Origin of the sequence: Paraburkholderia sp. EB58 (genome assembly GCF_050436665.1) — a bacterium.
Taxonomy (GTDB): Bacteria; Pseudomonadota; Gammaproteobacteria; order Burkholderiales; family Burkholderiaceae; genus Paraburkholderia.
This window is the reverse complement of record NZ_JBNDMQ010000020.1, coordinates 94,560-121,236: the sequence shown is the minus strand read 5'-3', so window position 1 is coordinate 121,236 and position 26,677 is coordinate 94,560. Positions and strand designations below refer to the sequence as shown.

Sequence of the window (26,677 nt, the reverse complement as noted above, 5' to 3'; positions counted from 1 at the left end):
TACTATAAGCAATGCCAGCGCAGGGGCGACGCTCTTTTTTTGACGGAAGCCACGATTGCGTCGCGGCTTAAAATTTCAGACTGTTCAGGAATTGAAACCACAGTCCACCGAGGCTGGCGCCGTGTCCCGCCGCCGCATGATCGTCTCGCGCCGCAGCATGCTCAACCGGCTGCGCTGACTCATCGGCTGCCGGTTCCTCAGGCACACTTGCCTGCCGGCGGGATGCATGCAGCGCCAACACGCTGTCCGCAATCTGCGCCGCGCGGCTGGCATCGCATTCATGTCCTAGTCTTACTGTGTCATAAAATAATTTGCAGTAGAGTGATACCTGGTACTATTGAATAATACAGACTTCAGGCGATCACGATGAGAGAAGATGTCGATGAATTTGAAGCGTATCTGAACCATCTGGCACAAGAGTTAGGACACGCTGATCGCCACGCCGGCTTTAAAGGCTACTGTTCGGGGCTGGTGCTGCCGCTGTCACGAAAGAGCGTCGAGCCGATGGCCGCGCACATTGATCCGCTTCATGCGAGTGCGAAGCATCAGTCGCTCCACCATTTTGTTGCCAAGGCAGAGTGGTCCGACAAAGCGATCATGCAGCGGGTGCTCGAGTGGGTGATGCCCGCGCTAGGCGCGCATGCGGCTGAAGAGGCCGGCTACTACTGGATCATTGACGACACTGGTTTTCCAAAGAAGGGCCGCCACTCGGTAGGCGTTGCACGCCAGTATTGTGGCCAGCTCGGCAAACAGGACAACTGTCAGGTCGCAGTGAGTTTATCGATCGCGACGCAACGCGGTAGCCTGCCAATCGCCTGGCAACTGTATGTCCCCAAGGAATGGATTGACGATCGGGAACGCGCCCGTCGCGCGGGCATTCTTGACGATCAGGCCTTCGCAACCAAGCCACAGATTGCACTGGCCCAACTGCGCGAAGCGATTTCATCCGGGATTGTGCCGGGTATCGTGCTGGCCGATGCAGGATATGGTGATGAGACGACCTTTAGGGATGGGATAAGCGAGCTGGGTTTGTTATACGCCGTGGGGATTCGCCCGGGCACCTCAGTATGGGCGCCGGGTACGGCGCCGCTGCCGCCCAAGCCGTGGAGTGGGCATGGCAAGCCACCTACATTGCTGCGCCGTGCGCCAGGCCACGAACCGCAAACGGTCAAGGCGCTGGCCATGCAATTACCCGCGAACGCCTGGCAAACCGTCACCTGGCGAGAAGGCAGCAACGCGGCACTCTCCTCGCGCTTTGCGGCCGTGCGGGTTCGTCCCGCTCATCAAGACTATTGGCGCAGTACCCAGCGCGCGCAAGAGTGGCTACTCATCGAATGGCCCGAGGGAGATAAAGAGCCGCTCAAGTACTTTCTCAGTAGCGCTCCCGGGGAGGCGACACTTGAACAGCTTGTATTGGTAACCAAGATGCGCTGGCGTATCGAACGCGATTATCAGGATCTGAAGCAGGAGTTCGGACTGGGTCACTACGAAGGTCGCGGCTGGCGCGGCTTTCACCACCACGCCACGATGAGCATCGCCGCATACGGGTTTCTGATGGCCCAGAGACTCAGGATGGGATCAGGCAGCGGCGATAAAAAAAACTTCATTGAACGCGCGCTGCCTGCGCTTCCCGCGCATTACATCGCACGCGGCAGTCCAGCGCGCACAACGCCACGTTCCTGACTCCATCACGACGTTGCGCATCTTGCTCGGACTACGGCTCACGCAACGCTTGCACCATTCATCGAAGCAGTGGCTCGCAGAATATATGACACAGTAAGACTAGCAGCACGCCGAACACCACGTCGCGGTTGTAGCCTTCATCCGCAAAGCGCATCGCGAGCGATACCATCTTCGCGTAGGCGGCCTGTTCGGCAGCCCGGGCCGCTTCTTCGCGCTCGGCCCGTTCCCGCTCCACACGCTGATGATGCTCTTCCCATTCGCGCATCTGTTCGGCAAACACCGCGTCGTAAACCTGACGCTGCGTCGGGTCGGACAGAATGCTATAGGCGTCCTTGATGTCCTGAAACGCGGCACGTGCCGCATCCTCTGCACCGGCATTGCGATCCGGATGCCAGCGCATCGCGGCCTTCCGGTAGGCCCGCTTGATCTCGTCCTCAGTGGCGTTCGGCTGAACACCCAGCTTGTCGTACAGGGTTGCCATCGTTTGCTCGACCTCGTTCACGTCGCGAACCATCGTAGCATGCAAAAAATGCCGTCCGCATGACATTGCACGAGCGGCGTCTTGCCAAACCCCATACTTTTTGGCGAGTTACTTTGGCCATAGCCGGTAAATCCGGCTATTTCAAGGTCAATGTTGTGAACGGAGAAAGAGGTATGACGCAAGGCCCCAAATTCTGGATGATCCCCAACGCGCCGACACCCGTGGCCCCGTTTTCGCATGCGAGCGAGAGCGACGGATGGGTATTCGTGACGGGACAAATGCCCACTTCACCCACCGACGACGCCGCGCCGCTGCCCGAGGGGGTCGTCGCGCAAACCCAGCGAGTCATGGAGAATCTGAAGATCGTGCTCGAAGGTCTCGGACTCGGGCTCGAACACGTGCTGGTCGCACGCATTTTCCTGACCGAATTCAAGCGCGATTACGCGGCGATGAACGACGCCTATCGCGCCTACTTTCCACAGGACGCGTTGCCCGCCCGAACCTGTATTGGCGTCACAGGCCTCGCGCGTGACGCTCTCGTGGAAATCGATTTCATCGCGAAACGGCCCGGCTGAAGGTAGTCGGGCGGCGCAAGTTAGAAGTGGTAAGTGACACCCACCTTCACGATCGGGTAAAAGCGCAGGCGGTCCGCGGTGTTCTGCAGCGATTGCTCCTCGGCGTTGATGTTCGCCTGCCCGGCTTCGGCGACGATGTCGGCGGGCACATCGAAGTCCACCCGCGGTTTGCCGTAGGCGACGCCCGCATCGACAAACATCGAGAAGCCCTTCGTGGCAAGCGGCGAATGGCCGAAGCCGATGCCCAGGTACGGACGTACGACCGGGTACTTGGCCTTCGCGTGGATACTCTCGCCGAGCGTCGAATACTTCACGCCGTTGATGGTGTAGGTGCCCGACATGCTGATTGCGTCCGCATCCACATTGTCGCCGCCAATCAGCACGCCAGCCGTAAAGCGAAACGGCACGACACTCGGCGCCGGGAAGAAATCGCCGTAGAGGCCACCATGCGCGAGCGTTGCTGTGCCGTCATAGTGCAGGCCGCCCGAATTGAAGCTATGGGAGAAACTGACGCCGTCGAATTCCGCGCGAACGTTGGCAAGCGAGCCGAACGAATGACCGTAGCCAATACCACCGCCTTCGGTGCCGATTTGTCCATACACTTCATCCGCCATCGCAAGCGGTCCGTACAGCGTGCTAAGGCCTGCAAGCAAAGCGACAACCAAGCATTTCATCGTACACATTCCCGTGAGATTTTATCTGGCGTGGAGAGATGGCTAAGGCGGGTATGGCTACCCGAGGGACATGGCCTCATGCACGATGCATACGCCCCAGACAAGCTGGTTTACGACGCGCCGACAGGAATCTTGAGACTTACGTATGAGGTAAGCGCTTTGAAGGACAGAAAGTGTGCTGTGGGGAAGGGGCGCAGCGGGCGGTACGCCCACACCCCGTCAGTGCATCGAAGCCTCATCGAAACCGAAGTGGCTGCGCAGACCTTCATGCAGCGCGATGGCGAGTCCGGCCATCTGGCCGCTCCACTGCTCCTGCTGCTGACAGAGGTCTTGCAGTTCACGGCATTGCCCCGCAAACTGCGGATCCCCTACGATCAGAAATGCGCCAGCCGCGCTATGTGCCCAGTCACGCAGCGCGAGCCGGTCGCGCTGCTCGACGATCGCGGACAATCTGGGCAGGTCCGTGGCGAGGTGCTCTTTTAGCATGGCTACATAACGGGCCTTCGTTTCTGCGTCGAAGGCCTCCGGCGAACCTGCGGCCGGCTGCGGCTCAGGGGAAGGCTGCAGCGCGGCATCAGGCCTCGCGTCCAGCCTGGATTCAAGCGCAGCAGCCACGTGTTCCTCATTCACCCCCAACGTGCTGAGCGCCGCTTCCAGCTCGCCGAGCGAAGTCGGCTTGGGAATGTAGCCGGTGAAGCCGCGCTGACGCCACTCGTCCGTTTGCTGCGTATCGGTGACCGCGCTGAACGCGAGCACCGGCAAACCCGGGTATTGCCGACGCAACGTCGCAAGCAGTTCGTAGCCATCCATGACGGGCATGTGGATGTCGGTCAAGACAACATCCACTTCCGTGTGTTCGAGCACCGCAAGCGCCTGGCGGCCGTCACCAGCGAGAATCGGCTCGCATCCCAGCGTCTTCAACTGCTCGACGATCAGCGCCTGGTTCAGCGGGTTATCCTCGGCGACGAGAATCGCGAGACCGAGCAGCGCAGGCTCGCCGGACGCTGTAGACCGCGCAGCGGTATCCACGCGGGACAACGGTGTACGAGCGAGCGCGTCCTGCGTCGCAGCCGTCTCCTCTGCCGCGCCCCCATGCGCCTTCTCAGCCTTGTTGGCAGCCAACTCCACCGCCGCCAGAATCGCCACATGACTGAACTCGCTCACTTCGAACACGCCCTCGCTACGCGGCGTCGGACGATGGGGACCGGTGCGCGTAATCCACACCACATTCGCTGGCTGCAAGGCGCGTAGCGCTGCAATGATCTCAAGGCCGTGTTCGCCGGTGACCACCAGCACATCGGGCCGGTTGGCCCGCAGCCAGTCTTCGGCGGCACGCAATGTGCCGACACTGCGCGTGAACCATCCGGCGCTGCCAAGCCAGCCGTCGATGATCTGCCCGGACTCCGTCTCCTGGCACAGCACCATCGCATTTCCGCGCCGCGTCGGCGCGGCAATCGGTGCGCGCTCGTCTTCAGGCGGAAGCGCCAGCGGGATCGAAACGCTGAAGGCGCTCCCCACACCCTGTACGCTGTCGACGGCGATATGGCCGCCCATCAACTCGCACAGGCTGGCACAGATTGAAAGCCCAAGGCCGGTGCCACCATATCGGCTGGACGTACTGGTTTCGCCCTGAATGAAGGGATGGAAGATGCGCGCGACCAGCGCCGAGTCCATGCCGATCCCCGAGTCGCAGACGCGGCAATGCAACATGCTACGTCCCTGCAGGTCCTCCCGCACCCCGGCATTGAGCGTGATCTTGCCACACGACGTGAACTTATAAGCATTGCTTAGCAAGTTGTTGATGATCTGCGCAATCCGGGTACGGTCGCCGCGCAATACTTGATCGAGCGTCGGCGACAAGTGCGAATAGAAGCGAATCGGCCGCCCCGCTGCCATCGGCGCATACGATAGCGCGAGATTTTCGAGGTCGTCGATGGGCTTGAACGATTCGCTCACGAGCTTCATCTCACCCGCGTCGATCTTCGAAAAATCGAGGATATCGTTGACGATGCGACGCAGCGCGTCGGCGGCCGTGCCGAGTGCCCGCAAGCGCGGCTCGTGCGGTTCCAGACCCGGTGTGCGCGAGAGCAACTCCAGGTTGCCCAGCAGCACGTTCAGCGGCGTGCGAATCTCGTGACTCATCGACGCGAAGAATGTCGAGCGCGCCCGCATGGTGGTCTCCGTCGCCTGCTGTGCGGCGCGTAACTGCTGCTCAAGCATGTGCTGTGCGGTGACATCGAGGATCGCGCAGAACAGCACATCGACGCCGGCGTAACGGGCCGGCGCACACGTAAATTGCAGGAACTGCGCGTTCGCCGGATCGGTTTGCCCGGGGTCCGCCGGCACGGCGAATACAACGCACTTCGACTCGCTGACGGGGCCGGGCTGCGCGGCGAACTGCGTCGTGAATGCCGCCACGATGTGTTCGGGCAGCGTGTTAGCGGACAACTCGACGCGCAGCAACTCGCCTGCAAGCGCATTCGCGGTGAGGATCGAATAGTCGCTTTGCCTGACGATACAAAGGCCGATTGGCGTCGCGCTGACGAGGACATGGTTAATCGCCTCGTTCTCGAGTGCACGCGCGGTTTCATCGTGGCTAGTGCGTAACAGGCGCAGCCCCCAGAGACGCGCAGTGAGCGCGATGCCCAACAACAGGCATAACGCGACGAAGCCGCCGCGCGCCGATCATCGGTCAGGAACAGCAGCGTGCCCACGCGGCGTTGCCGCGCCAGCCGCCCAATCATCACGTCCACAGGAATGCTCATGCTCACCAGGGTGGTCGGCACGTCGCCTTCGTAGTAGGCCGAGACCGCAGTCATCACCGGCACGCCGAGCCACGGATCGACGTAGGGTCCCACCCAGAGCCGCTCGTCTTTGGCCGGCACACGCCGGCCGGTCTGAGCCTCCAGTTCACGCCCGAGCGTCTCGCGTAGCGTGACCACGTCCGAGGGCGTGAGGCGCGGCGCGCGGCCACCTGCCTGCGACTCGACCGCCGGCAGGATCAACGCATAGTCTTCGCTGACCCCAACTAGCATCGCACGGTGATCGAGTTCGAACGCCTGCTGCGTCACGAGCGTGGACTGCCCTGCCCCGTAGAGCCAGAGGAGCTTGTCGTTGAGGGCCGAGCCCCACGCGTTGCGCGCGGCATCGGCGACCAGCAGGTCGAAGCGCGCGCCCGCCGCCCCGGCATAGCACAGCGCCACGCCGGTTTGCCGGATCGACGCTTCGACGCCATCCGGCAGGTGTCGCACGTCGCCGGTGTGTCGGTAGTACCCAACCGTGAGTTCGGTTCGCCGCAGGAACGAGACCTCTCGATGCAGGAGCAGAGAGATATCGGCGGCATATTGGGTGACGAGGGAGCGGCGGTAATCCAGCTGCTTGTTGGCGGCGAGCATGCCAAGCAGCAACGCCGAGAAAACAACGATCGTCATCAACGTGACGATCGCCGTCAAGTACAGATACTGCTGGCGCTTCGCATTTCTCGCCAGCGAGGCAAACGCCTCGGCGAGCGACGCCTGGGTACGGTCGAGGATCTTCTGCATCGGGTCACGTCGTTCACGTTGTTCGCATCGGCAGACCGCTGCGTATTCTGATCGCGAGCAACGTTGTCTGCAGGCCACACCGCACTTCCGGCGCAGTGTAACGCTTTTGACGGACCCGGCAAACGCGATGCACAGGGCATGAGCGAAGGCCCGCCGGGCGGGGCGCACGAACCAGCTTTGGTCTGATAGATCGGCGTTACTCCCACCTCGACAAGGGCTCGTGCGCGGCTCACGATAAGCCCGTCAGCGCCCTGGTTGTGCGGGGCCGGCTGACCCGAGTAATAACGGCGTTTAACGGCCCGTCCCTATGCGGACGGGCTATTTTTTGCCCAGGTTTTGTTTAGGTGTCAGCGCCGGGCACGGGCTATTGCGCACCCTCGGCATCGAGCAATTCAAGTTGCCGCGGTAACGCCGCTGCGGGCCGTTCGAGCGCAAGCAGGCCTGCCTTGCGTTCGAGTCCGCCGGCGTATCCGGTGAGCTCGCCCGCGCTCGATATCACCCGGTGACACGGCACGATGATCGACACCGGGTTACGCCCGTTCGCCGCCCCCACGGCACGCGCACTGCCCACTGGAAGACCGAGGCGCAAAGCGAGCTGTCCGTAGCTGGCGATCTCGCCAAACGGGATCTTCACGAGCTCACTCCATACGCGCCGCTGAAACGTCGAACCGGCCATCTGCAATCGGACCGTGAAACGCTGCCGCTCTCCGGCGAAATATTCGGCGAGCTGCTCCGCACTTTCTGCCAGCACACGTGGTGGCGCAGCGCTCGCCATGTTGGCCGCATTAGAAACGTTAGGGACGTTGGGAGCGTCCGGCGGATAGTACTTCTGGCCGACGAAGTACAGGCCGGTGAGCGCGTCCTCCTCGGCGCGCAGCAGTATCGCACCGAACGGACTGGGAATCGACAGGTAGTGTTTCATGCCGCGTGTGCCTTTTCTTCCTGAATGAGTGCGAGGTGCTGCGCAGCGTACGCGCGCCATGGCGCCCAATGCGCTGCGTGATCGCTCGACGTCGCACTCAACGGATCGCCAACCGGAAAAGCATTCGGCCAACCGAGTGCGCGCATCGCAATGTACTGGACGGACCACTCATCGAAGCCGACCACGCTGCGTAGATACGCAAGCGTCTCGTCGAGCGGGGTAAGCGGTTCGAGAAACACCCGCCGTTCGACGACCTCCTCGGCGAGTTTCAGCAACAAACCGACGCCGCGCGCCGACAATCCGGTTGCCCGCAGCGTTTCAGCCGGTACCTGCGCCAGCACGTCCGCCGTGACGAATGCCGCGCGCAACCCTTCCGGTGCTTGCATCACGCGCGCGCCGAACATCTCGGCAATCCGGCGCAGCCACGCGCATGCGTCGGCGAGCGGCCATTGACGCATGGCAATGGCGCGCACGGCGATTTCGAAACCGTCGAACGCGCCGGGTACACGGATGCCCGGCAGCGGCGCAGCCAACTCGCCGAGGCGTGCGTCGATCAGATCGGGGCGGCAATCGAGATCGAAGAAATGCCGCACCTGGGACAGCAAACGCGGCAACACCGCGGTCAACGACGCTGTCACCGTGAGACGCAGCGCATGCCGCGACGGTACATCCTCGGCCTGTATCCAGCCGGTGACATGCCGCCCGTCCTGCCAGATATCGACGGCACGAGCATAGCTGCGCCCCGCCACCCGTTCGACACCTTCGATCGCATGATCGGTGAGGAAATACAGGAGCGCATCCCATGCAAACGGCGGTCGGTAACCCAGTTCGAATGTGAAGATGTCGGTGCTGACCAAATCGCGCCGACGTTGGCGCAAACGAGCCGGACTAAAACCGTAGCGAGTGCGAAACAGGTCGTTGAAACGGCGCACGCTGCCGAAGCCCGCCGTCAAGGCAATCTCGGCGGCCTGCAGCGTGGTATCGGTCAAGAGACGCTTGGCCAGCAGGAGGCGTTGCGTCTGCGCGTACTCGATCGGCGACACGCCGAACTCCGCTTCGAAGATACGCCGCAGGTGACGCGCACTCACACCGACACGCCCAGCCAAGGCTGTGAGATTGCTGTCGTTGAGAAAGCCGCCATCTATCAGTGACGCGGCCGCCTGCGCGAGCCGCGGCGACACGTCGAGCAAGCCATGGCCAGGCGCGAGTTCCGGGCGGCAACGCAGGCACGGTCGAAACCCTGCGTGCTCAGCCAACGCAGCGTTCGCATAAAAACGGCAATTTGCGAATTTCGGCGGCCGGACCGGGCACACGGGGCGGCAATAAATACCTGTCGACGTCACCGCCACGAAGAACCAGCCGTCAAAGCGCCGGTCGCGTGAGAGTACCGCTTGATAACAGGTTTCACGATCGAGATTCATGGTGGCAATGTAGCGCATCGTCGCCCCGGCTACTGGCCAGATTCGGACATGAGTATTGCAGCACGCCGGTCAACGACTGCAAGGGTCACCGCGTTTACCCCGCAAATGGGTGTCCCACCTGCGCCCTAACGCGCGTGCCCTAACCGCGTGCAGTGGCGCAGGTCGAACGCGTGCAGCGCACATTTGCGGCGCAACGCGCCTAACCCGGCCACGCGTCAGGGCCGTGACAAATGCGCGGAATGGTTGCACCGCAGCGGGGCACGAAAAATGCATCTTGCGACGCAATGAGTCGCGTTAAACTGGTTGCCCCGACGCGGGCGCACCTCGCATAACATTGCGTGGCGCGGATCTCCGAGGTGCGTGGGATGTCACGGTATCAGCAGTGCGCGAAAAGACAGCGCGCCAAGCTGCCCGTACAATGGTTTGATCAACAACGAACGAGGACAACTTCGATGCGCACTACCGGGTCTTCCGGGTCAATGGCCCTGCTCACCGAATACGACGACGCAACGGCGCGCGAACTTCGCTCGCTGCGCCTCGAGTCGACAGAAGACGGCAAGGGTATTCTTCTGATCGAAGTCGACGAACGCAAGCCGGGCATCCACCGCGAAGTGCGTTATGAAATCACGCCGGCGGAACTGATTGCGGCCATTCGCGCGCACGGTGCCGAGCTGCCGGGCGAACAACACAATCATCGTACGTAACGGGGTCGCGGCATTGGCGCAAGCGAATGCCGCATGTCAGCCGCTGGGGCTCCGCTTGAGCTCATTCGCACGCCTCGTCTGCAGACCCCTTGTAAAACTCATCTGCAACCTCACTTGTAGGGTTGACCGGCCGGCCGGAACATCGCTCCTCGTCTTCGTTTTCGCCTGCCGCGCCTGACCCAGCAAGGCTTCTCCCGCTTCGTCAACGCATCACATTACCGGACGCTTGCACGTCTCGTAAATGCGTCCATAATCGTTAAGTTCCCTCTTCATTCTTCCCACCGGAAACGGCAGCGGAAGTAAGCCAATGCTACATGACCTCGTGGAGCAGTACGGGCCTGCACTCGTCTTTGCCAATGTGCTCGCCGCATCGCTGGGGCTGCCCGTGCCCGCGATGCCGTGTCTCGTCCTGTTCGGCGCGATGGCGGCCATGCATCCGGCCACCGTCGGCACGCAACTCGCCTCGGTGCTGATCCTGGCAATCTTCGCTACGCTGATTGGCGACAGTGCGTGGTATCTCGCCGGCCGCATCTACGGTGGCAACACGCTGAAGACACTGTGCAAGCTGTCGCTTTCCCGTGACACCTGCGTAAAGAAGACCGAGCGCTTCTTCGGCCGCTGGGGCGTGCGCGTGCTCGCGGTGGCGAAGTTCGTCCCCGGCCTCGCGATCGTCTCCATTCCGATGGCCGGCGCAATGGGCACCAAATATCGCACCTTCCTGACCTATGACAGTATCGGCGCCGCCCTGTGGTCTGGTACCGGTCTCGTCATCGGCGCCATATTCGCGCCGCAGATCGACATGCTGATGGCAGGCGCTGGCCGCCTTGGGCGGATGGCGGGCGTCATCCTCCTTGTGCTGCTGCTGCTCTACGCGACGTATCGCTGGATCCGGCGGCGCCAGCTCATCAACAAGCTGGCCACGGCCCGCATGGAAATCGACGAGCTCGACAAACTGATCGAGGCCGGGAAGCCGCCGGTGCTGTTCGATATCCGCTCGCGCGAGAAACGCAAGCTTGATCCGTACGTGATTCCGGGCACGCAGTTCGCCGACGAGCGTCAACTCAACGACATCATCGCGAAGTACGCGCCGGACCAGAAGCTCGTCATCTATTGTTCGTGCCCGAATGAAATTTCGGCCGCGTGGATGGCCAAGCAACTCAACGAAGCAGGTTTCATCGACGTGCTGCCGCTACGCGGCGGTCTCGACGCCTGGCGCGACTCGGGACTGAAAACCGAACCGCTGGACGAGGAGCCCGTGTCCGAAGTGCATCCAGGCGTAGCGCCGGCGGTGTAGCGCGCCCGCCTACCGCGCGCCGGTGGCCGCCGGTGGCCGCCGTTTGCTTGTGATCTGCCCTGCTCGCTGGACCGTATGCTGAACCAAAAGACAGAAGGAGCGGTTTGATGGTTGAGATTCAAGAAGCCGAAGCACAACAACAACAAACTGTGGTCGCCGACGCGCCGTTCTCTTCGCTGGCGACCCGGGAACATCAGATGTTCCCCGAACTGACCTGGCAAGAAATCGACCGGCTACGCAAATTCGGCGAAGTAACTCATTGGAAACCCGGTGAGCTGCTGTTCGAAACCGGTCATATCGGCCCGGGAATGTTCGTTTTGCTGGCAGGACGAGTCAAGATTTTCCAACGCGATGGACTCGGACGTGAGCGCCTTGTCTCCGAACGTGGCGCCAAGCAGTTCCTCGCCGAAGTGGGTCAATTGTCCGGGCGAGTCTGTCTCGTCAGCGGTATGGCGGTCCAACCCGTCGATGCGCTGCTGATTACACCCATACGATTACGCGCGTTGATCGTCGCGGAAGCCGAGCTTGGCGAGCGCATCATGCGTGCGCTGATCCTGCGGCGCGTCTCGCTGATCGAAAAAGGCGCGGGCGGCCCGATCCTGGTGGGCAAGAGCAACGACGCGCGCCTCGTCTCGCTGCAGGGCTTCCTGTCGCGCAACGGTCACCCGCATTCGGTGATCGACGAACGCGACGACGACGCGCTCAGCCTGATCGAACAGTTCGGCGCGCAGCCTGAAGACCTGCCGCTGGTGATCTGTCCAGACGGCTCCGTGCTGCGTCATCCGAGCGACCCCCAACTCGCGACCTGCCTCGGCATGCTGCCCGAGCTCGATGCTTCGTTGATCTACGACGTGGCCATCGTCGGCGCCGGCCCGGCGGGACTCGCAACCGCGGTTTATGCGGCCTCGGAAGGGCTCTCGGTGATCGTGCTCGACAGCCGCGCGCCGGGTGGCCAGGCGGGCGCCAGTTCGCGCATCGAGAACTATCTTGGCTTTCCGACCGGCATCACGGGCCAGGCGCTGGCCGGCCGCGCGTTTGTACAGGCGCAGAAATTCGGTGCGCACGTCGCGATCCCGGTCAAGGTTAAAGCTTTACATTGCGAAGAGTCCCCGCATCGGCTCGAGCTCAAGTGCGGCGGCAGCGTGAAAGCGCGCACCATCGTGATTGCGAGCGGCGCGGTGTACCGTCGGCCCGCTATCGAAGGGCTCGAGCGTTTCGATGGAAAGGGCGTCTACTACTGGGCCTCGCCTGTCGAAGCCAAGCTATGCAAGCGCGAGGAAATCGTGCTGGTGGGCGGTGGCAATTCCGCCGGCCAGGCCATCGTCTATCTCGCCACGCACGCGGCGAAGGTGCACGTGCTGATCCGCCGCAGCGGCTTCGAAGCAACCATGTCGCGCTATCTGATCGACCGGATCCGCTCGCTGCCGAATGTGTTCGTTCATCCACATACGGAGATCGGGCAACTCGAAGCGGATGAGGTCGGCCTCGCGTCGGTCGTGTTGAAGCAGCCGCTGGCGGACGGCACGGATCATTTCGACACGCGCCATCTGTTCCTCTTCACCGGCGCCGATCCGAACACCGAATGGCTGCAAACCTGCGGGGTAAAGCTCGATTCGAAGGGTTTTGTGCTGACCGGTGCGAAGGGCCTGAACTCCACCTGCGATCTGGGCACGACGGTTGATGGCGTGTTCGCGATCGGCGATGCACGCGCAGGCTCGACCAAGCGGGTAGCGGCAGCGGTCGGCGAAGGGGCGGCCGTGGTGGCGCAGATCCATCAGATGCTCGCGATGGTCACGGGAGAGGTGGTCGCGCTAGGGGCATGACGCATTCGCGCTAAAGTAGCGGTTGTCCGGCCGGGCGACGCATCTTCGGTCCGCCTCACGCCGCTACTTCGTAAGCGCCACCGCGCCACTCCATCCACTCAGCGATCGACCGCGTGAAGACTCTCCCGTTATCCGCCGCCCGCACTCTCCATCTGGCCGCGCAGGGTCTGTTGACCCCGCCCCGCCGCAAAGCCACCAAAGCCGACGTCCTCGACGCGATTCGCCGCATGGCGCAATTGCAGATCGACACGATTCACGTCGTCGCTCGCAGCCCTTACCTCGTGCTGTTCAGCCGCCTCGGCGCCTACACGCCGCAGTGGCTCGACGAGCATCTCGCCGAGGGCAAGCTGTTCGAGTACTGGTCGCACGAGGCCTGCTTCGTGCCGATTGAGGATTACGGCCTGCTGCGCCACCGCATGTTGGACCCAAGCGGTATGGGCTGGAAATACGCGGCCGAATGGCACAAGAAATACCGCAAGGAGATCGAGCGCCTGCTCGAACATATCCGGGCAACGGGACCGGTCCGCTCGGCGGACTTCGCCCGTGAGGCGGGCAAGAGTAACGGCTGGTGGGACTGGAAGCCGGAGAAGCGCCACCTCGAAGTGCTGTTCGTCATCGGGCAATTGATGGTCGCCGAGCGGCGCAATTTTCATCGGGTCTACGATCTGACGGAACGAGTACTGCCGGGCTGGAACGACAAGCGAGATCTGCAACCGGCAGAGGCCATCGCTCAGGAAGTACTGCGACGGAGTTGCCGCGCCTTAGGCGTCGCGCGCGCCGATTGGGTCGCCGATTACTACCGGCTGCCGCGCCGGCCGTATGTCGATGCGCTGCACGCGCTGGCCGACCAGGGCGAACTGATCCCGGTTCACGTGGACGGCTGGAAACAGGACACCTTTGTGCATCACGAATTCGCGCCGCTGATCGACGATGCAGTCAGCGGCAAACTGGCCTCGACGGTCACCACATTGCTGTCGCCGTTCGACCCGGTCGTGTGGGATCGCAAGCGCGCTGCGGCACTGTTCGACTTCGACTATGTGATTGAATGCTATACGCCCGCGGCCAAGCGCAAGTACGGCTATTTCGTGCTGCCGATCCTGAGCCGCGGCAAGCTGGTAGGCCGCGCCGATGCCAAGGCGCACCGGGCGAGCGGCATCTTCGAACTGAAGGCGGTGCATCTGGAACCGGGGGTGCGAATCAGCGGCCGTCTCGCCGCGGACCTTCAGCGCGCGTTCCAGCGCTGTGCGGACTGGCATGGCACGCCAACCGTGCAGATCACGTCGGCGCCGGAGGCTTTGCTGGAAGCGCTAGCCGCGCAAGAAAGCGTGGAAGCCTGAAACTTCAGACCAATTTCAATGTTCGAGCTTGACCCGTAGTTCACGGGCCGTTTCGAGCAAGCCTTCGTACCCGGAACGCGCATGCTCCGGCAGATCCGGATCGCCCACTAGCGTGCCGAGTGTCTCGATCAGGCTATACAACAGCCCTTTGGCCGCGCCCGATGCAATGCCGCCGGAACTCACCAACTGGTCGACGTGGCTGATGGCTGCGTCGAGGTGTTCGAGATCAGGCTTTTGGCCCGTTTCCTGATTTTGCGAAACATCACGCGTCATGATGGAACATCTCTCCGTTTGTGGCAGTGGCGAATGAATCTCTAATGTTGTTATATACCGATCGCGATCGGTCGTCCATTCGTGCGTTCGCCGCATCAGAACCTGCTAGGGCGTAGGCGTCCACCGGTACATCAGGATCTTGGCGCGCGCATCGTCCTCTACCAGCACGTCGTATTCGCCGTTATCACGCTCCACCGCGCTGATGCCGAGATACACATCGACCCAGCCACTCGTGTTGCCCACACTCGCGCCGGGCGTCATGTAGCCGACAGCCTGACCGGAGCGCGCATCGTACACATCGATCTTCTGCGTAAACAACTCGGCAACGAAGATATAGTTGCCCGCCACCGCTACGCCCACCGTGGTCACCTGCGGATCGCTTTGCGTGTTCCACGGCAGTGCAATCGTGTAGGTCAACGACGGATTGCCGCTACTCCAGTTGTCATAGCGCGCGAGCAGCGGCCCGGCTTCTTTCCACAGCGTCGAGTTCCATGGGTTCGCGGTCGTAAAGCCAGTCACATACATCGTATCGGTCTGTGGCACATAGACGATGCGCCCGAGCCGGGTGAACTGCGGCGGCATCGCAAACCACTTGGCTCCCGTGTACTGGTAGATCGGGTTACCGTACGGATCCAGCCCCTGCAGCGGCATCTCGCGGATACCGCTCACGGGCGTCGCAAGCCAGACGTTGCTCGTGCTGTCGACCCACCAGAAACCGTCGCCGACCGTGCTGCCGGTGGAGGGATTACTAGTGATCTCGTTTGCATCGACCACGCCGTCGCCGTTGCTGTCGCGCCACATCCACTCGCCAGACGTCGGCTGCCCAGCCGGCCAGGTGCCGGGGATTGGATTCTCGGCCAGCAAGCCGGAGGGAATTGCGACTTCGCCGTGCGCCGTGTCGAAGCGATACACGCTCAAGTAGTGCGAGTACGGGTCAAGCGTGTACAGATAGGGCTGGCCATTGATCCGCCGCACCATCGGCTCGCCGCGCACGCCGCGAGTCAGGTAGAACGAAGGGTCGTTCGGGTAAGCGAAGCGGTTCAGCGTAAAGCCCGCATACGACCATTCTTTCCCGGTGGGTTGGCTGTAATCGAGCGAGAAGCGTTTCGAGCCGCTGTACACGCTAGCGGAGTTAGCTGGGTCAAAGTCGCCGCTATCGACGAACGTCAGCCCGTACAAACGCCAGTTCAGTTGCTGCGAGGCGAGCCCATAGCTCTCGAGAACTGCGCCCTCGCCGACCGTCGCCGATCCGATCGGCCGCGGCCCCTCGTTGTTCTGCCCCACATACAGATTGCCGCTCTGATCGAAACCGATACCGGTGATGCCGTTAAAGCGCCAGTTCCCGGGCGTGCCTTCGACCGCATGGAAGATGCCGTTGCGCGTGCCGAGCGCGGTGTCGAGTTGCGTCTGTCCGCCGGCGATTTTGTCGAATACAAGAATCTGCTGCGAGGGGCTATTGTCCGCGACGAGAATCTGCCCTGACGGAGCAATGGCAAGGGCGGTGGGTACGGTACCGGCCGGCAGCGGCAGGGTCCCCGCCAGCGGCGCGCCGGCGTTCGAACAATGCACGACGCTCGCGCCGCTCGCCGAATCGAAACCGCTGATGACCCAAAGCGTCGAGTCGGTATCGATGACGATACGGCCCGGCGCCGGCACGCTCCACGAGCGCAACTGCCGCATGGTTTGTGCGTCGAGCACGACGATGCGGTTGCCATAGGTATCGGCCACGTACACTTCGCTGTCGCTGGCAGCGAGCCCGCGAATGCCCGCGTCGATGCCGGCCGGCACCGCCTCGACGCGCAGAAAACTATCCTTGGTTGCGTTAGCGCTGTTGCCGATGCCGGAGGCGAACGGCGCACCAAGGGCGATGTTCGACAACAGACGCCGTGTGATACCGAACCACGTCTGGTTCTGCGGCGGATAGTCCGCACCCACCAGCGCGTTGCTCTCATTGCCGATCGACATCGCGGCGTACAGATACGTGCTGTTGGTAGCGACCGCATCGCCGCCGGCCGCGCCCCATCCGTGCGTATTGCCCGCTACTGCGAGCTTGTTACCATTCTGATAGGAAGCGATTTCACTACCGCTTTCATCCCATGGTGAATTGGTATAAACCGTCCCATTAGGCGTGACATTGATGGATTGAATGTCTTGCTGCATCCATTTTCCGTCGCCAAATCCAAAGCTATTGCCAATCCAGGATGTGGTGTAGGTCAATTGCGATTGAGCCAGTGCAGCGCAAGGCTCGATGCTCAGCAAGACGAAAAAGGTCGCGCCGAGGCGGGATGAGAGTTTCACGATCATATTCCTTGCGAGGAGTACAGCGATTTTTCATCGCGTATTCTGCGAGAAAATTAATCGATAAAAATCCCATTTATAAATTTAATAAAAATTGACAATTTTGCTCGCATCACTCGAATTGAAATTTCGGATTGTTTTTCCGATATATCTTTTCAAATATTACGTATCGGGCAAAGTTTTCCGTCAGGGTGAGCGCGCACGCTAGATCAGGCCAAGCGAATCCAGTACTCCCGTAAGTTCTCACCTTTGGGGGTTGGCAGAGAAGGCTTCCCGAATTCGGCTCCCGGAAAGCCTCACCTTAAAGGCTTGGCGGTGCGCAAGGTGCCTTGTGGGCCCTCACCACTGAGCGGCGGTCATTGCCTGATACATGCACGCCGTGCGGCGAACGCGGCGCTCACTTGCCTCCAAACACCGCCGGACGTCGCGCCGCAAACGCCGCCAGCCCTTCGCTGAAATCCGCGCTTTCGCACGCCTGCCGACGCAGCTCCGCAATCTGCTCCATTGCCTGAACAGGCATGGGCTGCAGGTCTTCGAGGATGCGCAATTGTTCCTTCACGGCCTGAATCGCCAGCGGCGCCTTACCGGCAATCCCGCGCGCCAGTTCGAGCGCCGTGGCCTCCAGCTTGTCGCTGTCGACCAGCCGGTTGACCACACCGAAGCGTTCGGCGCGCTGTGCATCCAGTGGTTGAGCGCAGAAGAACATTTCCTTCAACACGTGGATCGGCAGGTTGTTGAAGAAACGCAGCAGGCCGCTCGTCGTGTACGGCAAGCCGATATTCGCCGGTGTCATCGCAAAGCGCGCACTGCCGTCCGCCACTACGAGGTCGCAGCTCATCGCCAGATCGACTGCGCCGCCCCACGCAGATCCCGAGACCATCGCGATCATTACGCCGGGATAGGCCCGCACGCGGCGTAGCGCCAGTTCGAGCGGCTTGCCATAGGCGATCGGATCGCGGTCGTGCTCGAGTTCGCCGATATCGTGGCCTGCGCTCCAGACGTCTTGCCCCACACCGCTGCCGAGTATGACGACCGGAATACGCTGCGCTGCGAGTGCTTCGAGACGGGCGTCGAGTGTCTGGAGCAGCTCGGCACTGAGTGCATTTCGCCGCGTAGGATTACTGAATGTCAACTGAGCGATCCGCTCATCGACAATGTTCACTTTCACCGTAGCCGGTGAGGTTTGCGTATCGTTCATTGCGTCACTCCTGCAGCGGGTTCCGAGACCTTTTCCCGCGCATTGTATTCGCCCTCACGGTCCTGCTGATGCACGGCCTTCGCGGCAAGCAGCGCCTCGATCGCGGTGGCGTCGAAACCCGCCTCGCGCAATACGTCCACCGTATGTTCGCCCAAGCTGGGCGGCGCATGCCGGCTGACGTGTGGCGACGTCTCACCCGCCGCTGACGGACTCGACACCGGCGTCACCACCTGACGCAGCGCGCCGAGCGTCGGATGCTCCAGCGTCTCGACCAGTTGGCAATGCCGCACCTGCGGATCGTCGAACACTTCATCGAGCGTATTGATCGGGCCGGCGGGCAGTCCCACGCCAATGAAGAGTTCAGTCCACTCGCGTTTACTGCGCGTCTTCAGGCGAGTCTCTAGCACAGCCTTCAATTCGTCGCGATGCGCCACGCGCGCCTCGTTGGTCGCGAAGCGCGGATCATCCGGCAGCGCGGGCAGATCGAGCAACTGGCACAAACGCAGCCACATATCCGAGGTGATCGGCGCCAGATTGAGCGGGCCATCTGCGGTTTCGAATACGCCATACGGTGCGATCACCGCATGCGCATTGCCGGTGCGGCGCGGCACGTCGCCGAGACTCAGGTAGCGCTGGCCGTGCACGCTCAACAAACCGATCAGACTGGCGAGCAACGACGTGCTGACATGCTGGCCGCGCCCGGTGCGCTCGCGCTCCAGTAGTGCCGAGAGAATCGCCATGGCAAGCCACATGCCCGAACTCAGATCGCCGATTGCGGTGCCTGTCCGCGTGGGGTCGCCTTCGGCAAAGCCAGTCAGACTCATCAGCCCCGAATAACCCTGCGCGATCTGGTCGAAGCCCGGCCAGCCGCTCATCGGACCATCCACGCCGAATGCGTTGATGCTGCCCATCACGAGGCGCGGATTGCGCGCGCTGAGCACCTCATAGCCAAGTCCCATGCTCTCGACGGTGCCGGGCTTGAAGTTCTCGATCACGACGTCCGCGCCGTCGATCAGGCGTTGGACTGCAGCGAGACCTCCCGGCTTGCGAAAATCGATGCACACGCCGCGCTTGTTACGGTTGCAGGACAGATAGTACGTGCTCACGCCACGGTCGAACGGCCCCCATGTCCGGCTCATATCGCCGTGCGGACCGGGTTCGACCTTGATCACATCCGCGCCGAGATCGGCCAGCACCATCGAGCAGAACGGTCCCGACAACGCGCGGCTCAGTTCGACGACCTTGATTCCTTGCAACGCTTGCATTCAGTTCTCCAGCGGATAGATGACAGGTGCGGATCGCGCACGTCGTGCATGTAGTGCCCGCGGTGCGCGTGCTGAGGCGCGCTATTCCGGCAACGTCTGATGACGGGTCTCGACGGCAAACGGCAGGATCAGCAGACCGAGTACAAAGGCGGCAGCCGTCCATGCGACTGGCAAGCCCAGCGAGCCTTGCCAGTGAATCGCGGCAGCCAGCAGGAAGTTGACGCCGGCTCCGAGCAACCGCCCGATCGACGCGTTGAAGGCGAAAGCAGTCGCACGCATCCGGGTTGGATATTGCTCGGGCAGCCACAGCGAAAAGATCGCGAAGTTGCCGCCGAAGAAACCGAGAAACAACAGCGACACCATGAACAGGTTGAGCCCGTTGGGCAGATAGAACACCCAGCCGAAGGCGAACACGATCGACGCCGCCATGCCGGCGAAGTACACGCCGAGCGCCCCGCGGCGTCCCAGCCGTTCGGCGAGCCACGGCGCGGCCAGACAACCGAGGATCGTCGCGAACGACAGCACCGCCGCACCAATCGACGCCAGATGCACGCCGCCGACACGGTCGATGCCGACGCGCGCCGCTAGCGTCACGACCGCGCTCGCTTCATAGACCGATCCTGCCCACAACCCGATGATCGCGACACCCACGAGACTCGCGCTCGTCAACGTGCGGCGCCGATACGCCGGGGCAAAAATCTCCAGCAGCGGACGGCGGGTCGCCGCCACTACGGCAGGCGCGTTCGCCGCGCCCGGACCATGCGAGGACTTGCGCCACTGACCCGGCTCCTTCACCTTCATCACCGTGAAGATCGCCAGCAACGCCGGCACCAGACCGCACAAAAACATCGCACGCCAGCCATACGTCGCGCCGACTGTGTAGTTCAGCAGCGCGGCAAGGAAGAAGCCGAGGTAGTAACCCGTCTGCAGATAGCCCGCGCCCATCTTGCGGCGATCCTCAGGCCAGCTTTCGGCCACATAGGTGCCGGCCAGCGCCCATTCGCCGCCCACGCCGATCCCGGCAATCAGCCGGAACGCCGCCAGTTCCCAGACGTTGTGCGCCAACGCGGCCGCACCCGTGAACACCGAGTAGATCAGAATGCTCGCGGCCAGCGTCTTGACCCGGCCGAAGCGATCCGCCAGCGGCCCCCAGATGAAGGACAGCCCCCAGCCGATCAGAAACAGAGCGAACAGGATCGAGCCGTACATGCCGAGGTTGCCGGGTGTGGCGGCTATGCCCGAGGCGGGCAGAAGCTCGGTGAGCGCCGGGATCAGCACGAGCGCGTAGATCACCGAATCCACGCCGTCCAGAACCCATCCCGAGTAGACCGCCCAGAAGCCGTCGATCTGTTCGCGGGTGAGAGGCGTGCGCTGGGGCTTGAGGCCCGGCGCCGATGCAGCGATCACTTTGGACATGCGTGTCTCCTGGCCGGCCGACGCCAACCGTGTTGAAGCGGCGCCCGGCCGGTCGGCCTGAGCACTCTTCGGTTTTTTGTGGACCCAGTATAAGAACGCGCTCGATCGCCGAAAAATATGATATTTCTCTAATTCGATCGGATTTGCTTATGGGACAAAGAGATCAAGGAAACAGGTAGGGACCTGCGGCAACTGCGGTATTTCGTGAAAGTGGTGGAGTGCGGCAACGTCACGCGAGCGAGTGAGGCGCTGCACATCGCGCAGCCGGCGATCAGCCAGCAGATGCGCAATCTCGAAGCCGATCTGGGGATGCAACTGCTGGAGCGCAGCGTGCACGGCGTCGCGCCCACCGCGGCGGGGCAGACGCTCTATCGTCATGCGCTCGAGTTGTTGCGACAAGCCGACGGCACCCGCGAGCTGCTGCGCCAGGACGCCGAGTTGCCGCAGGGCAAGGTGTCGGTGGGTATGCCGTCGAGCACGGCGCGGGTGCTGGCGATTCCGCTCGCGCGAACCATCCGCGACCGTTATCCCGGCATCGCGCTGGAGTTGATCGAGGCGCCGAGCGCGGATCTCGGTGGTCTGATTGGCGGCGGCAGGGTGGAACTGGCGGTGGTGGTGGATGCGGTCGAGACGCGCGGCATCGTTGCGCAGCGGCTCTTCAGCGAGGCGCTCTATCTGATTGCGTGGCCGGAATTTCCCATGCCGGCCGAGCCCGTGCCGCTCGCCGAACTGGCGCGCATGCCGCTGATCCTGCCGAGCGCGCCGAACACGATCCGCAGCCGTGTCGACTGGGCGCTGCGCGAAGCCGGCCTGCCGTGCGAGATCCTGTTCGAGGCCAGCTCCACCTCGTTGTTGTTCGCGGCGGTGATGGCGAAGCTAGGGGTGACGATCCTGCCGTGGAGCGCCGCGCACATCGAACTCGACGAGCACAAACTGAAGCTCGCCAAAGTCGATCACCGGTTGTTCTCGCGCACGCTGTCACTGTGCTGGCATGACACGGCGTTGCTCAGCAACGCCGTGCAGAAGGTGCGGGCCGCCATGCTCGAACTGTTCGCCGAGCTGGGACGGTGGCCGCAATGGGCGGCGGCTGATTAGGCCGTCGCGCGCCGGGCGAAGACGCGCCGTGTCAGGTCGAAGGCCACCAGATTGCCGGCCACCACCAGCACGAGGCCGACGACGGCCAGTACGGTCCAGTGATACCCCTCGAAGACCGTCGATACCGCCAGCGCCACAATCGGAAACAGCACGGTGCAGTAGGCGGCGCGCTCCGGCCCCATCCGTCCGACCAGCATCAGATAGGCGGTGAACCCGACCACCGAGCCGAACACCGCCAGATAGGCGAGTGCGCCGAGATACCGCGCATCGGGTTCGACTGCGAACGACAAGCCCGCCAACGCGCTGCCCACCGTCAGGATGCTCGCGCCAATCAGCATGGCCCAGCTATTGGTGACGAGCGGGTGCAGACCCATGGACTGCATCCGGCTCGACAGCAGGCTGCCGGTGGAAAAGCACAAGGTGCCGAGAAGCGCGACTCCCATCCCGAGCCACGCGGCATTGTCGCCGAGGTGTCCGGCCATCTGTGGTACGAACAGGCACAGGATGCCCACCAGACCCAGCAACGCACCCACGATGACCGTAGGTTGCAACGGACGCCCCATGAACAGCCGGCCATTGATCGAATTCAGCAGCGGCGCGATCGAGAAAATCACCGCGACCAGTCCGCTCGGCACGACCTGCTCGGCGTAGTAGAAGCACAGAAAATTGCAGCAGAACAGCGCCAGCCCCTGCGCCAGCAGATACCGCCACGCGGCGCGCGGCGGCCAGATCGGCCGGCGCATGATGCGCAGCAGTGCGAACAGGATGAGCGCCGCGAGCCCGAAACGCCAGGCAATCGACACCGGCGGCGGCACCACGCCGAGTTGCCATTTGATGGCGATCCAGGTGGTACCCCAGATCAGGACGGTTAAAGCGTAGAGAAACAGATTCATGGCAAGGCTTGCGGGAAGAGAAAATTCGGGGATTCGACCGCCCGACTGTGCTCCCGCGAACCGCTCATCACTTGTCCAGGATTGCGCACTTTTCTGCCACGGCGAGCGGGGACGGTGCCGCACGCTCTATACTGCAAGCCATATCATCCGCCACTTTCCAGCCGTGAACACCAGTCTGCCCAGCACCGTGATCGATCCCACCGAGACGCCATTTGGCCTCCATTCGGTGTGTCGCACACGAACGCTGGGACGACGCCGACGGCCTGTTGCGGACCAATGAAACGGCCCACGAAGTCCTGAGCCTCCTACTGCGTTCGCAAGGCGTGAGCCGTATCGACGCTGGCCTCAAGGGCGGGCTCTCGGTGGCGACACGCCGACGGCTGCGCGACTACATCGACGAGCATTTGACCCAGCCGCTGACGCTCGGCAATCTGGCCGAGGCGGCCTGTCTGTCGGAATACCACTTGGCACGCATGTTCCGCACCTCGTTCGGCTTACCGCCGGCTGCGTGGATTGCCCAGCAGCGTGTCGAGCGGGCGCGGGTGCTGTTGCGCACCACCGCGCTGCCGCTCGCCCAGGTGGCGGCGCGCTGCGGTTATGCCAATGCGAGCCACTTCAGTCACCGCTTCCGCGAAGCGGTGGGCGTGGCGCCCATGTTGTACCGGCAGGCGATCGGCGCCGCGGCCTAACCCAGGTTGACGTCGGCTACTTCAAGGCCATCGCCAGCACACGCGCCACATGCACGGCGTCGACGCCGGCGCCATCGTGAATCTGATGCCGGCAACTGGTGCCATCGGCCACCATCACCGTATCAGCGCCGATCTTGCGCACCGCCGGCAGCAACGACAACTCCGCCATTGCCTGCGAGGTCTCATAATGCTCGGCCTCGTAACCGAAACTGCCCGCCATCCCGCAGCAGGATGACTCCACCGTCGACACCTTCAGTTCCGGAATCCAGTTCAGCACGGTTTGCACCGGCGTGAAGGCATCGAAGGCTTTCTGATGGCAATGGCCGTGCACCAGGGCCTTTTCTGTCGGCAACGGTTTGAGCTCGAGCGCCAGACGCCCGGCCTTCTGCTCGCGCACCAGAAACTCTTCGAACAGGAATGCCGACTTCGAGAGCCGCTGCGCTTCTTCGCCGAACCCATAGTGGAGAAACTCGTCGCGCAACGACAGCAGACACGATGGTTCGAGTCCGACAATCGGCACACCGCGTTCGACAAACGGTTTGAACGTGTCCAGCATGCGTCGCGCTTCCTGCTTCGCTTCGTCCACCAGACCCGCGGCGAGGAACGTGCGGCCGCAACACACCGGCCGCTCGCCTTCGCGCGTATTGAAGTGCACGGTATAACCGGCGGCCTCCAGCACCCGCTGCGCGGCTCGCGCATTCTCCGGTTCCATGTTGTTGTTGAACGTATCGACGAACAGCAACACTTCCCGCACGACGCCATCGGCGCTAGAGCGCGCCTTTGCCGACGCGGCCGATCCGCCCGCTCCAGTCGCTCGCGTCGCTACAGCGCTCGCCAGGAACGATTTGCTGAAGCGCGGCAGCGTGCGTTGCGGCGCAAAACCCACCGTCCGCTTAAACCACGTGGACAGCACCGGCACGTTGTCGGCCAAAGCCATCAAGCCCGGCACCTTGCTCGCGAACGGCGCGTAGCGCGGCATGAACGCCACGAGCCGGTCGCGCATGCTCAGGCCATTACGCTTGACGCGTGCCGCCCGCGCCTCGATCTTGAACTTAGCCATATCGACGCCGGTCGGGCAGTCGCGCTTGCAGCCCTTGCACGACACGCACAGGTCGAGCGTGTCCTTCACGTCGTCACTCGCCAGCCCTTCCTCACCGAGTTGCCCTGAAATTGCTAGCCGCAATGTATTGGCCCGGCCGCGCGTCACGTGCTGCTCGTCCTTCGTCACGCGGTAGCTCGGGCACATCGTGCCGGCATCGAATTTGCGGCAATGGCCGTTGTTGTTGCACATCTCGACGGCCTTGGCGAGGCCACCGGACAGGTCGTTGCCGGCGCCCGGCAGCGTCTCCTTGCCCGTGAGCGGATCACGCTCGACGTTCCATGCGGACCAGTCGAGCGCCGTCTCGATTGCGCGTTCACGATAGCCCGGCGCGAAGCGAAAATTGCGCGCGTCATCCATCTTCGGCGGGCGCACGATTTTGTCCGGATTGAAGCGGTTGTCCGGATCGAAGAGCGCCTTGATCTCGCTGAATGCCTGGTTCAGGCGCGGCCCGTATTGCCACGCCACCCATTCGCCGCGGCACAGCCCGTCGCCGTGCTCGCCCGAATAAGCGCCCTTGTATTCGCGCACAAGGGCCGCCGCTTCTTCCGCGATCGCCCGCATCTTGAGCGCGCCGTCGCGCCGCATGTCGAGAATTGGCCGCACGTGCAACGTGCCGACGCTCGCATGCGCGTACCAGGTACCTTCTGTGCCGTGGCGGTGGAACACCTCGGTCAGCTTGCTCGTGTACTCGGCCAGGTGTTCGAGCGGCACCGCGCAGTCTTCGATAAAGGACACCGGCTTGCCGTCACCCTTCATGCTCATCATGATGTTCAGCCCAGCCTTGCGGACCTCCCAGAGCGCTTTCTGCTCATTGGCATCCGGCATCTGCACAACCGAATCGGGCAGACCGAGGTCGGCCATCAGCTCGGTCAACTGCTTCAGGCCCGCGAGTTGCGCGTCACGGCTTTCGCCCGCGAATTCCACCAGCAGAATCGCTTCAGGACGACCGACCAGCGCCTTCTCAATGACCGGGCGGAAAGCCGGATTGCTGATGGCCAGATCGATCATCGTGCGGTCGACCAGTTCGACCGCCACAGGCTTGAGCTTGACGATGTGCTGCGTCAGGTCCATCGCCTGCCAGAAGGTCGGGAAGTTGACCACGCCGAGTGTCTTGTGCGCCGGCAACGGCGCGAGCTTCAGCGTCAGCTGCCGGCTGAATGCCAGCGTGCCCTCCGAGCCGACCAGCAGGTGCGCGAGGTTGGCGATGCCGTCATCGGTGTAGGCGCGCGGATTCTGACAATCGAAAACGTCGATGTTGTAGCCGGCGACGCGCCGCAGCACCTTCGGCACGCGCGCGACAATCGCGTCGCGTTCGCGCAGCGCGATGCGCTTTACGCCCTCTACAATCTCCTGCAAGCGCACCCCTTGCGGCGCCTCGCGCAGCGACCCGAAGCGCGCCTCGCTGCCGTCGGCGAGGATCGCTTCGATCGCCTCGACGTTGTGCACCATGTTGCCGTACTCGATCGAGCGCGAGCCGCACGAATTGTTGCCGGCCATCCCGCCGATCGTGCATTGCGCGGCCGTCGAGACATCCACCGGAAACCACAGCCCATGCGGCTTGAGCCAGGCGTTCAGATGATCCAGCACAACGCCCGGTTCGACCGTCACGGTGCGCGCTTCGGCATCGAACGCGACGATATTGTTCAGCCACTTACTGGTGTCGACCACCAGCGCCTCGCCAACCGTCTGCCCGCACTGGCTCGTGCCGGCGCCGCGCGCGAGCAACGGCACCTTCTCGCTGCGAGCGACTTCGAGCGCGATGCGCAGATCGTCTTGATCACGCGGCACTACGACGCCAATCGGCGTGATCTGGTAGATCGACGCATCCGTGGCGTAACGGCCGCGGCTCGCCGCATCGAACAGCACATCGCCGCGCAACGCTTCACGCAGGCGCTTCGCGAGCGGCGTCGTCATTCGCGCACTGGACGGCACCAGGTGAATGGGTTTGACGAGCAAGGGGGAAGCGGCATTCGTCATAATCGTCGGCCCGAA

The 26,677-nt window shown here is 62.8% G+C and carries 19 protein-coding genes and 2 pseudogenes; 9 read left to right on the top strand and 12 right to left on the bottom strand.

Annotation, left to right across the window (positions count from 1 at the left end; all coding sequences use genetic code 11):
- Positions 1 to 366 precede the first annotated feature (366 nt).
- Positions 367 to 1,683, top strand: a complete 1,317-nt coding sequence (locus P3T40_RS26760; protein WP_429270718.1) for an IS701 family transposase — start codon at positions 367 to 369, stop codon at positions 1,681 to 1,683.
- A gap of 88 nt (positions 1,684 to 1,771) precedes the next feature.
- Here P3T40_RS26760 and P3T40_RS26755 read toward each other — a convergent pair.
- Positions 1,772 to 2,164 (bottom strand): annotated as a pseudogene (locus tag P3T40_RS26755) (J domain-containing protein); the annotation flags it as partial.
- Between the two features lie 173 nt (positions 2,165 to 2,337).
- Between P3T40_RS26755 and P3T40_RS26750 the strand changes: the two are divergent.
- Positions 2,338 to 2,739: a RidA family protein gene (locus P3T40_RS26750; protein ID WP_429270717.1), complete on the top strand. Its 402-nt coding sequence runs from the start codon at positions 2,338 to 2,340 to the stop codon at positions 2,737 to 2,739.
- A 20-nt stretch (positions 2,740 to 2,759) separates the two neighbouring features.
- On the opposite strand, the gene P3T40_RS26745 is transcribed toward P3T40_RS26750, so the two are convergent.
- Complete coding sequence (locus P3T40_RS26745) at positions 2,760 to 3,413, bottom strand: hypothetical protein (RefSeq protein WP_429270716.1); 654 nt, start codon at positions 3,411 to 3,413, stop codon at positions 2,760 to 2,762.
- Between the two features lie 219 nt (positions 3,414 to 3,632).
- Positions 3,633 to 6,065 (bottom strand): response regulator, encoded by a 2,433-nt coding sequence (locus P3T40_RS26740; RefSeq protein WP_429270715.1) that lies wholly within the window; start codon positions 6,063 to 6,065, stop codon positions 3,633 to 3,635.
- 389 nt (positions 6,066 to 6,454) lie between these two features.
- Here P3T40_RS26740 and P3T40_RS26735 point away from each other — a divergent pair, with 389 nt between their 5' ends.
- A complete protein-coding gene (locus P3T40_RS26735; RefSeq protein WP_429270714.1) occupies positions 6,455 to 7,006 on the top strand; it encodes a hypothetical protein in 552 nt (183 codons plus the stop codon).
- A gap of 313 nt (positions 7,007 to 7,319) precedes the next feature.
- Here P3T40_RS26735 and P3T40_RS26730 read toward each other — a convergent pair whose 3' ends face one another.
- Together P3T40_RS26730 and P3T40_RS26725 are read right to left on the bottom strand one after the other, a co-directional pair.
- Complete coding sequence (locus P3T40_RS26730) at positions 7,320 to 7,877, bottom strand: methylated-DNA--[protein]-cysteine S-methyltransferase (protein ID WP_429270713.1); 558 nt, start codon at positions 7,875 to 7,877, stop codon at positions 7,320 to 7,322.
- Positions 7,874 to 9,316 carry a DNA-3-methyladenine glycosylase 2 family protein gene (locus P3T40_RS26725; RefSeq protein ID WP_429270712.1) on the bottom strand — a complete coding sequence of 481 codons (1,443 nt, stop codon included), beginning with the start codon at positions 9,314 to 9,316 and terminating at the stop codon, positions 7,874 to 7,876. Before P3T40_RS26725 ends, P3T40_RS26730 begins: the two co-directional genes overlap by 4 nt.
- Positions 9,317 to 9,750: 434 nt before the next feature.
- On the opposite strand from P3T40_RS26725, the gene P3T40_RS26720 reads away from it, so the two are divergent.
- The 4 genes from P3T40_RS26720 to P3T40_RS26705 all read left to right on the top strand — a co-directional run bounded on the left by P3T40_RS26720 (position 9,751) and on the right by P3T40_RS26705 (position 14,456).
- Positions 9,751 to 10,002, top strand: coding sequence for a hypothetical protein (locus P3T40_RS26720; RefSeq protein ID WP_429270711.1), 252 nt, complete (start codon positions 9,751 to 9,753; stop codon positions 10,000 to 10,002).
- A 307-nt stretch (positions 10,003 to 10,309) separates the two neighbouring features.
- Positions 10,310 to 11,296 (top strand): DedA family protein/thiosulfate sulfurtransferase GlpE, encoded by a 987-nt coding sequence (locus P3T40_RS26715; RefSeq protein ID WP_429270710.1) that lies wholly within the window; start codon positions 10,310 to 10,312, stop codon positions 11,294 to 11,296.
- A 107-nt stretch (positions 11,297 to 11,403) separates the two neighbouring features.
- Positions 11,404 to 13,119, top strand: a complete 1,716-nt coding sequence (locus P3T40_RS26710) for an FAD-dependent oxidoreductase (RefSeq protein WP_429270709.1) — start codon at positions 11,404 to 11,406, stop codon at positions 13,117 to 13,119.
- A 113-nt stretch (positions 13,120 to 13,232) separates the two neighbouring features.
- Positions 13,233 to 14,456, top strand: a complete 1,224-nt coding sequence (locus P3T40_RS26705; RefSeq protein WP_429270708.1) for a winged helix-turn-helix domain-containing protein — start codon at positions 13,233 to 13,235, stop codon at positions 14,454 to 14,456.
- Positions 14,457 to 14,471: 15 nt separating this feature from the next.
- On the opposite strand, the gene P3T40_RS26700 is transcribed toward P3T40_RS26705, so the two are convergent.
- The 5 genes from P3T40_RS26700 to P3T40_RS26680 form a co-directional block, all read right to left on the bottom strand.
- Positions 14,472 to 14,729, bottom strand: coding sequence for a hypothetical protein (locus P3T40_RS26700; RefSeq protein ID WP_429270707.1), 258 nt, complete (start codon positions 14,727 to 14,729; stop codon positions 14,472 to 14,474).
- Positions 14,730 to 14,834: 105 nt separating this feature from the next.
- Positions 14,835 to 17,033 (bottom strand): hypothetical protein, encoded by a 2,199-nt coding sequence (locus P3T40_RS26695; RefSeq protein ID WP_429270706.1) that lies wholly within the window; start codon positions 17,031 to 17,033, stop codon positions 14,835 to 14,837.
- A gap of 391 nt (positions 17,034 to 17,424) precedes the next feature.
- Entirely contained in the window at positions 17,425 to 18,225 is an 801-nt protein-coding gene (gene scpB / locus P3T40_RS26690) for a methylmalonyl-CoA decarboxylase (protein ID WP_429270705.1), read from the bottom strand.
- On the bottom strand, positions 18,222 to 19,490 hold the full coding sequence (locus P3T40_RS26685; protein ID WP_429270704.1) for a CaiB/BaiF CoA transferase family protein: 1,269 nt from the start codon (positions 19,488 to 19,490) through the stop codon (positions 18,222 to 18,224). The genes scpB and P3T40_RS26685 overlap by 4 nt, the downstream gene beginning before the upstream one ends.
- Positions 19,491 to 19,571: 81 nt before the next feature.
- The gene (locus P3T40_RS26680) at positions 19,572 to 20,906 is read right to left on the bottom strand and encodes an MFS transporter (RefSeq protein ID WP_429270703.1); all 1,335 of its coding nucleotides are present in this window, start codon (positions 20,904 to 20,906) and stop codon (positions 19,572 to 19,574) included.
- A gap of 162 nt (positions 20,907 to 21,068) precedes the next feature.
- Here P3T40_RS26680 and P3T40_RS26675 point away from each other — a divergent pair, with 162 nt between their 5' ends.
- Positions 21,069 to 22,001 (top strand): LysR substrate-binding domain-containing protein, encoded by a 933-nt coding sequence (locus tag P3T40_RS26675; RefSeq protein WP_429270759.1) that lies wholly within the window; start codon positions 21,069 to 21,071, stop codon positions 21,999 to 22,001.
- Here P3T40_RS26675 and P3T40_RS26670 read toward each other — a convergent pair.
- Positions 21,998 to 22,894 (bottom strand): DMT family transporter, encoded by an 897-nt coding sequence (locus P3T40_RS26670; RefSeq protein WP_429270702.1) that lies wholly within the window; start codon positions 22,892 to 22,894, stop codon positions 21,998 to 22,000. The two genes, P3T40_RS26675 and P3T40_RS26670, sit on opposite strands and share 4 nt — an antisense overlap.
- A gap of 230 nt (positions 22,895 to 23,124) precedes the next feature.
- Between P3T40_RS26670 and P3T40_RS26665 the strand changes: the two are divergent.
- Positions 23,125 to 23,583: pseudogene (locus P3T40_RS26665) on the top strand (helix-turn-helix domain-containing protein); the annotation flags it as partial.
- Between the two features lie 16 nt (positions 23,584 to 23,599).
- Here the strand turns inward: P3T40_RS26665 and P3T40_RS26660 are convergent.
- Positions 23,600 to 26,662, bottom strand: coding sequence for an FAD-binding and (Fe-S)-binding domain-containing protein (locus tag P3T40_RS26660; protein WP_429270701.1), 3,063 nt, complete (start codon positions 26,660 to 26,662; stop codon positions 23,600 to 23,602).
- Between the last annotated feature and the right edge of the window lie 15 nt (positions 26,663 to 26,677).

Excerpts from the sequence above, each read along its gene's own strand:
- P3T40_RS26760 (WP_429270718.1), top strand. The coding sequence starts at position 367 with ATGAGAGAAGATGTCGATGAATTTGAAGCGTATCTGAACCATCTGGCA.
- P3T40_RS26750 (WP_429270717.1), top strand. The coding sequence starts at position 2,338 with ATGACGCAAGGCCCCAAATTCTGGATGATCCCCAACGCGCCGACACCC.
- P3T40_RS26745 (WP_429270716.1), bottom strand. The coding sequence starts at position 3,413 with ATGAAATGCTTGGTTGTCGCTTTGCTTGCAGGCCTTAGCACGCTGTAC.
- P3T40_RS26730 (WP_429270713.1), bottom strand. The coding sequence starts at position 7,877 with ATGAAACACTACCTGTCGATTCCCAGTCCGTTCGGTGCGATACTGCTG.
- P3T40_RS26725 (WP_429270712.1), bottom strand. The coding sequence starts at position 9,316 with ATGCGCTACATTGCCACCATGAATCTCGATCGTGAAACCTGTTATCAA.
- P3T40_RS26720 (WP_429270711.1), top strand. The coding sequence starts at position 9,751 with ATGCGCACTACCGGGTCTTCCGGGTCAATGGCCCTGCTCACCGAATAC.
- P3T40_RS26715 (WP_429270710.1), top strand. The coding sequence starts at position 10,310 with ATGCTACATGACCTCGTGGAGCAGTACGGGCCTGCACTCGTCTTTGCC.
- P3T40_RS26710 (WP_429270709.1), top strand. The coding sequence starts at position 11,404 with ATGGTTGAGATTCAAGAAGCCGAAGCACAACAACAACAAACTGTGGTC.
- P3T40_RS26700 (WP_429270707.1), bottom strand. The coding sequence starts at position 14,729 with ATGACGCGTGATGTTTCGCAAAATCAGGAAACGGGCCAAAAGCCTGAT.
- P3T40_RS26695 (WP_429270706.1), bottom strand. The coding sequence starts at position 17,033 with ATGATCGTGAAACTCTCATCCCGCCTCGGCGCGACCTTTTTCGTCTTG.
- scpB (WP_429270705.1), bottom strand. The coding sequence starts at position 18,225 with ATGAACGATACGCAAACCTCACCGGCTACGGTGAAAGTGAACATTGTC.
- P3T40_RS26685 (WP_429270704.1), bottom strand. The coding sequence starts at position 19,490 with ATGCAAGCGTTGCAAGGAATCAAGGTCGTCGAACTGAGCCGCGCGTTG.
- P3T40_RS26680 (WP_429270703.1), bottom strand. The coding sequence starts at position 20,906 with ATGTCCAAAGTGATCGCTGCATCGGCGCCGGGCCTCAAGCCCCAGCGC.
- P3T40_RS26670 (WP_429270702.1), bottom strand. The coding sequence starts at position 22,894 with ATGAATCTGTTTCTCTACGCTTTAACCGTCCTGATCTGGGGTACCACC.
- P3T40_RS26660 (WP_429270701.1), bottom strand. The coding sequence starts at position 26,662 with ATGACGAATGCCGCTTCCCCCTTGCTCGTCAAACCCATTCACCTGGTG.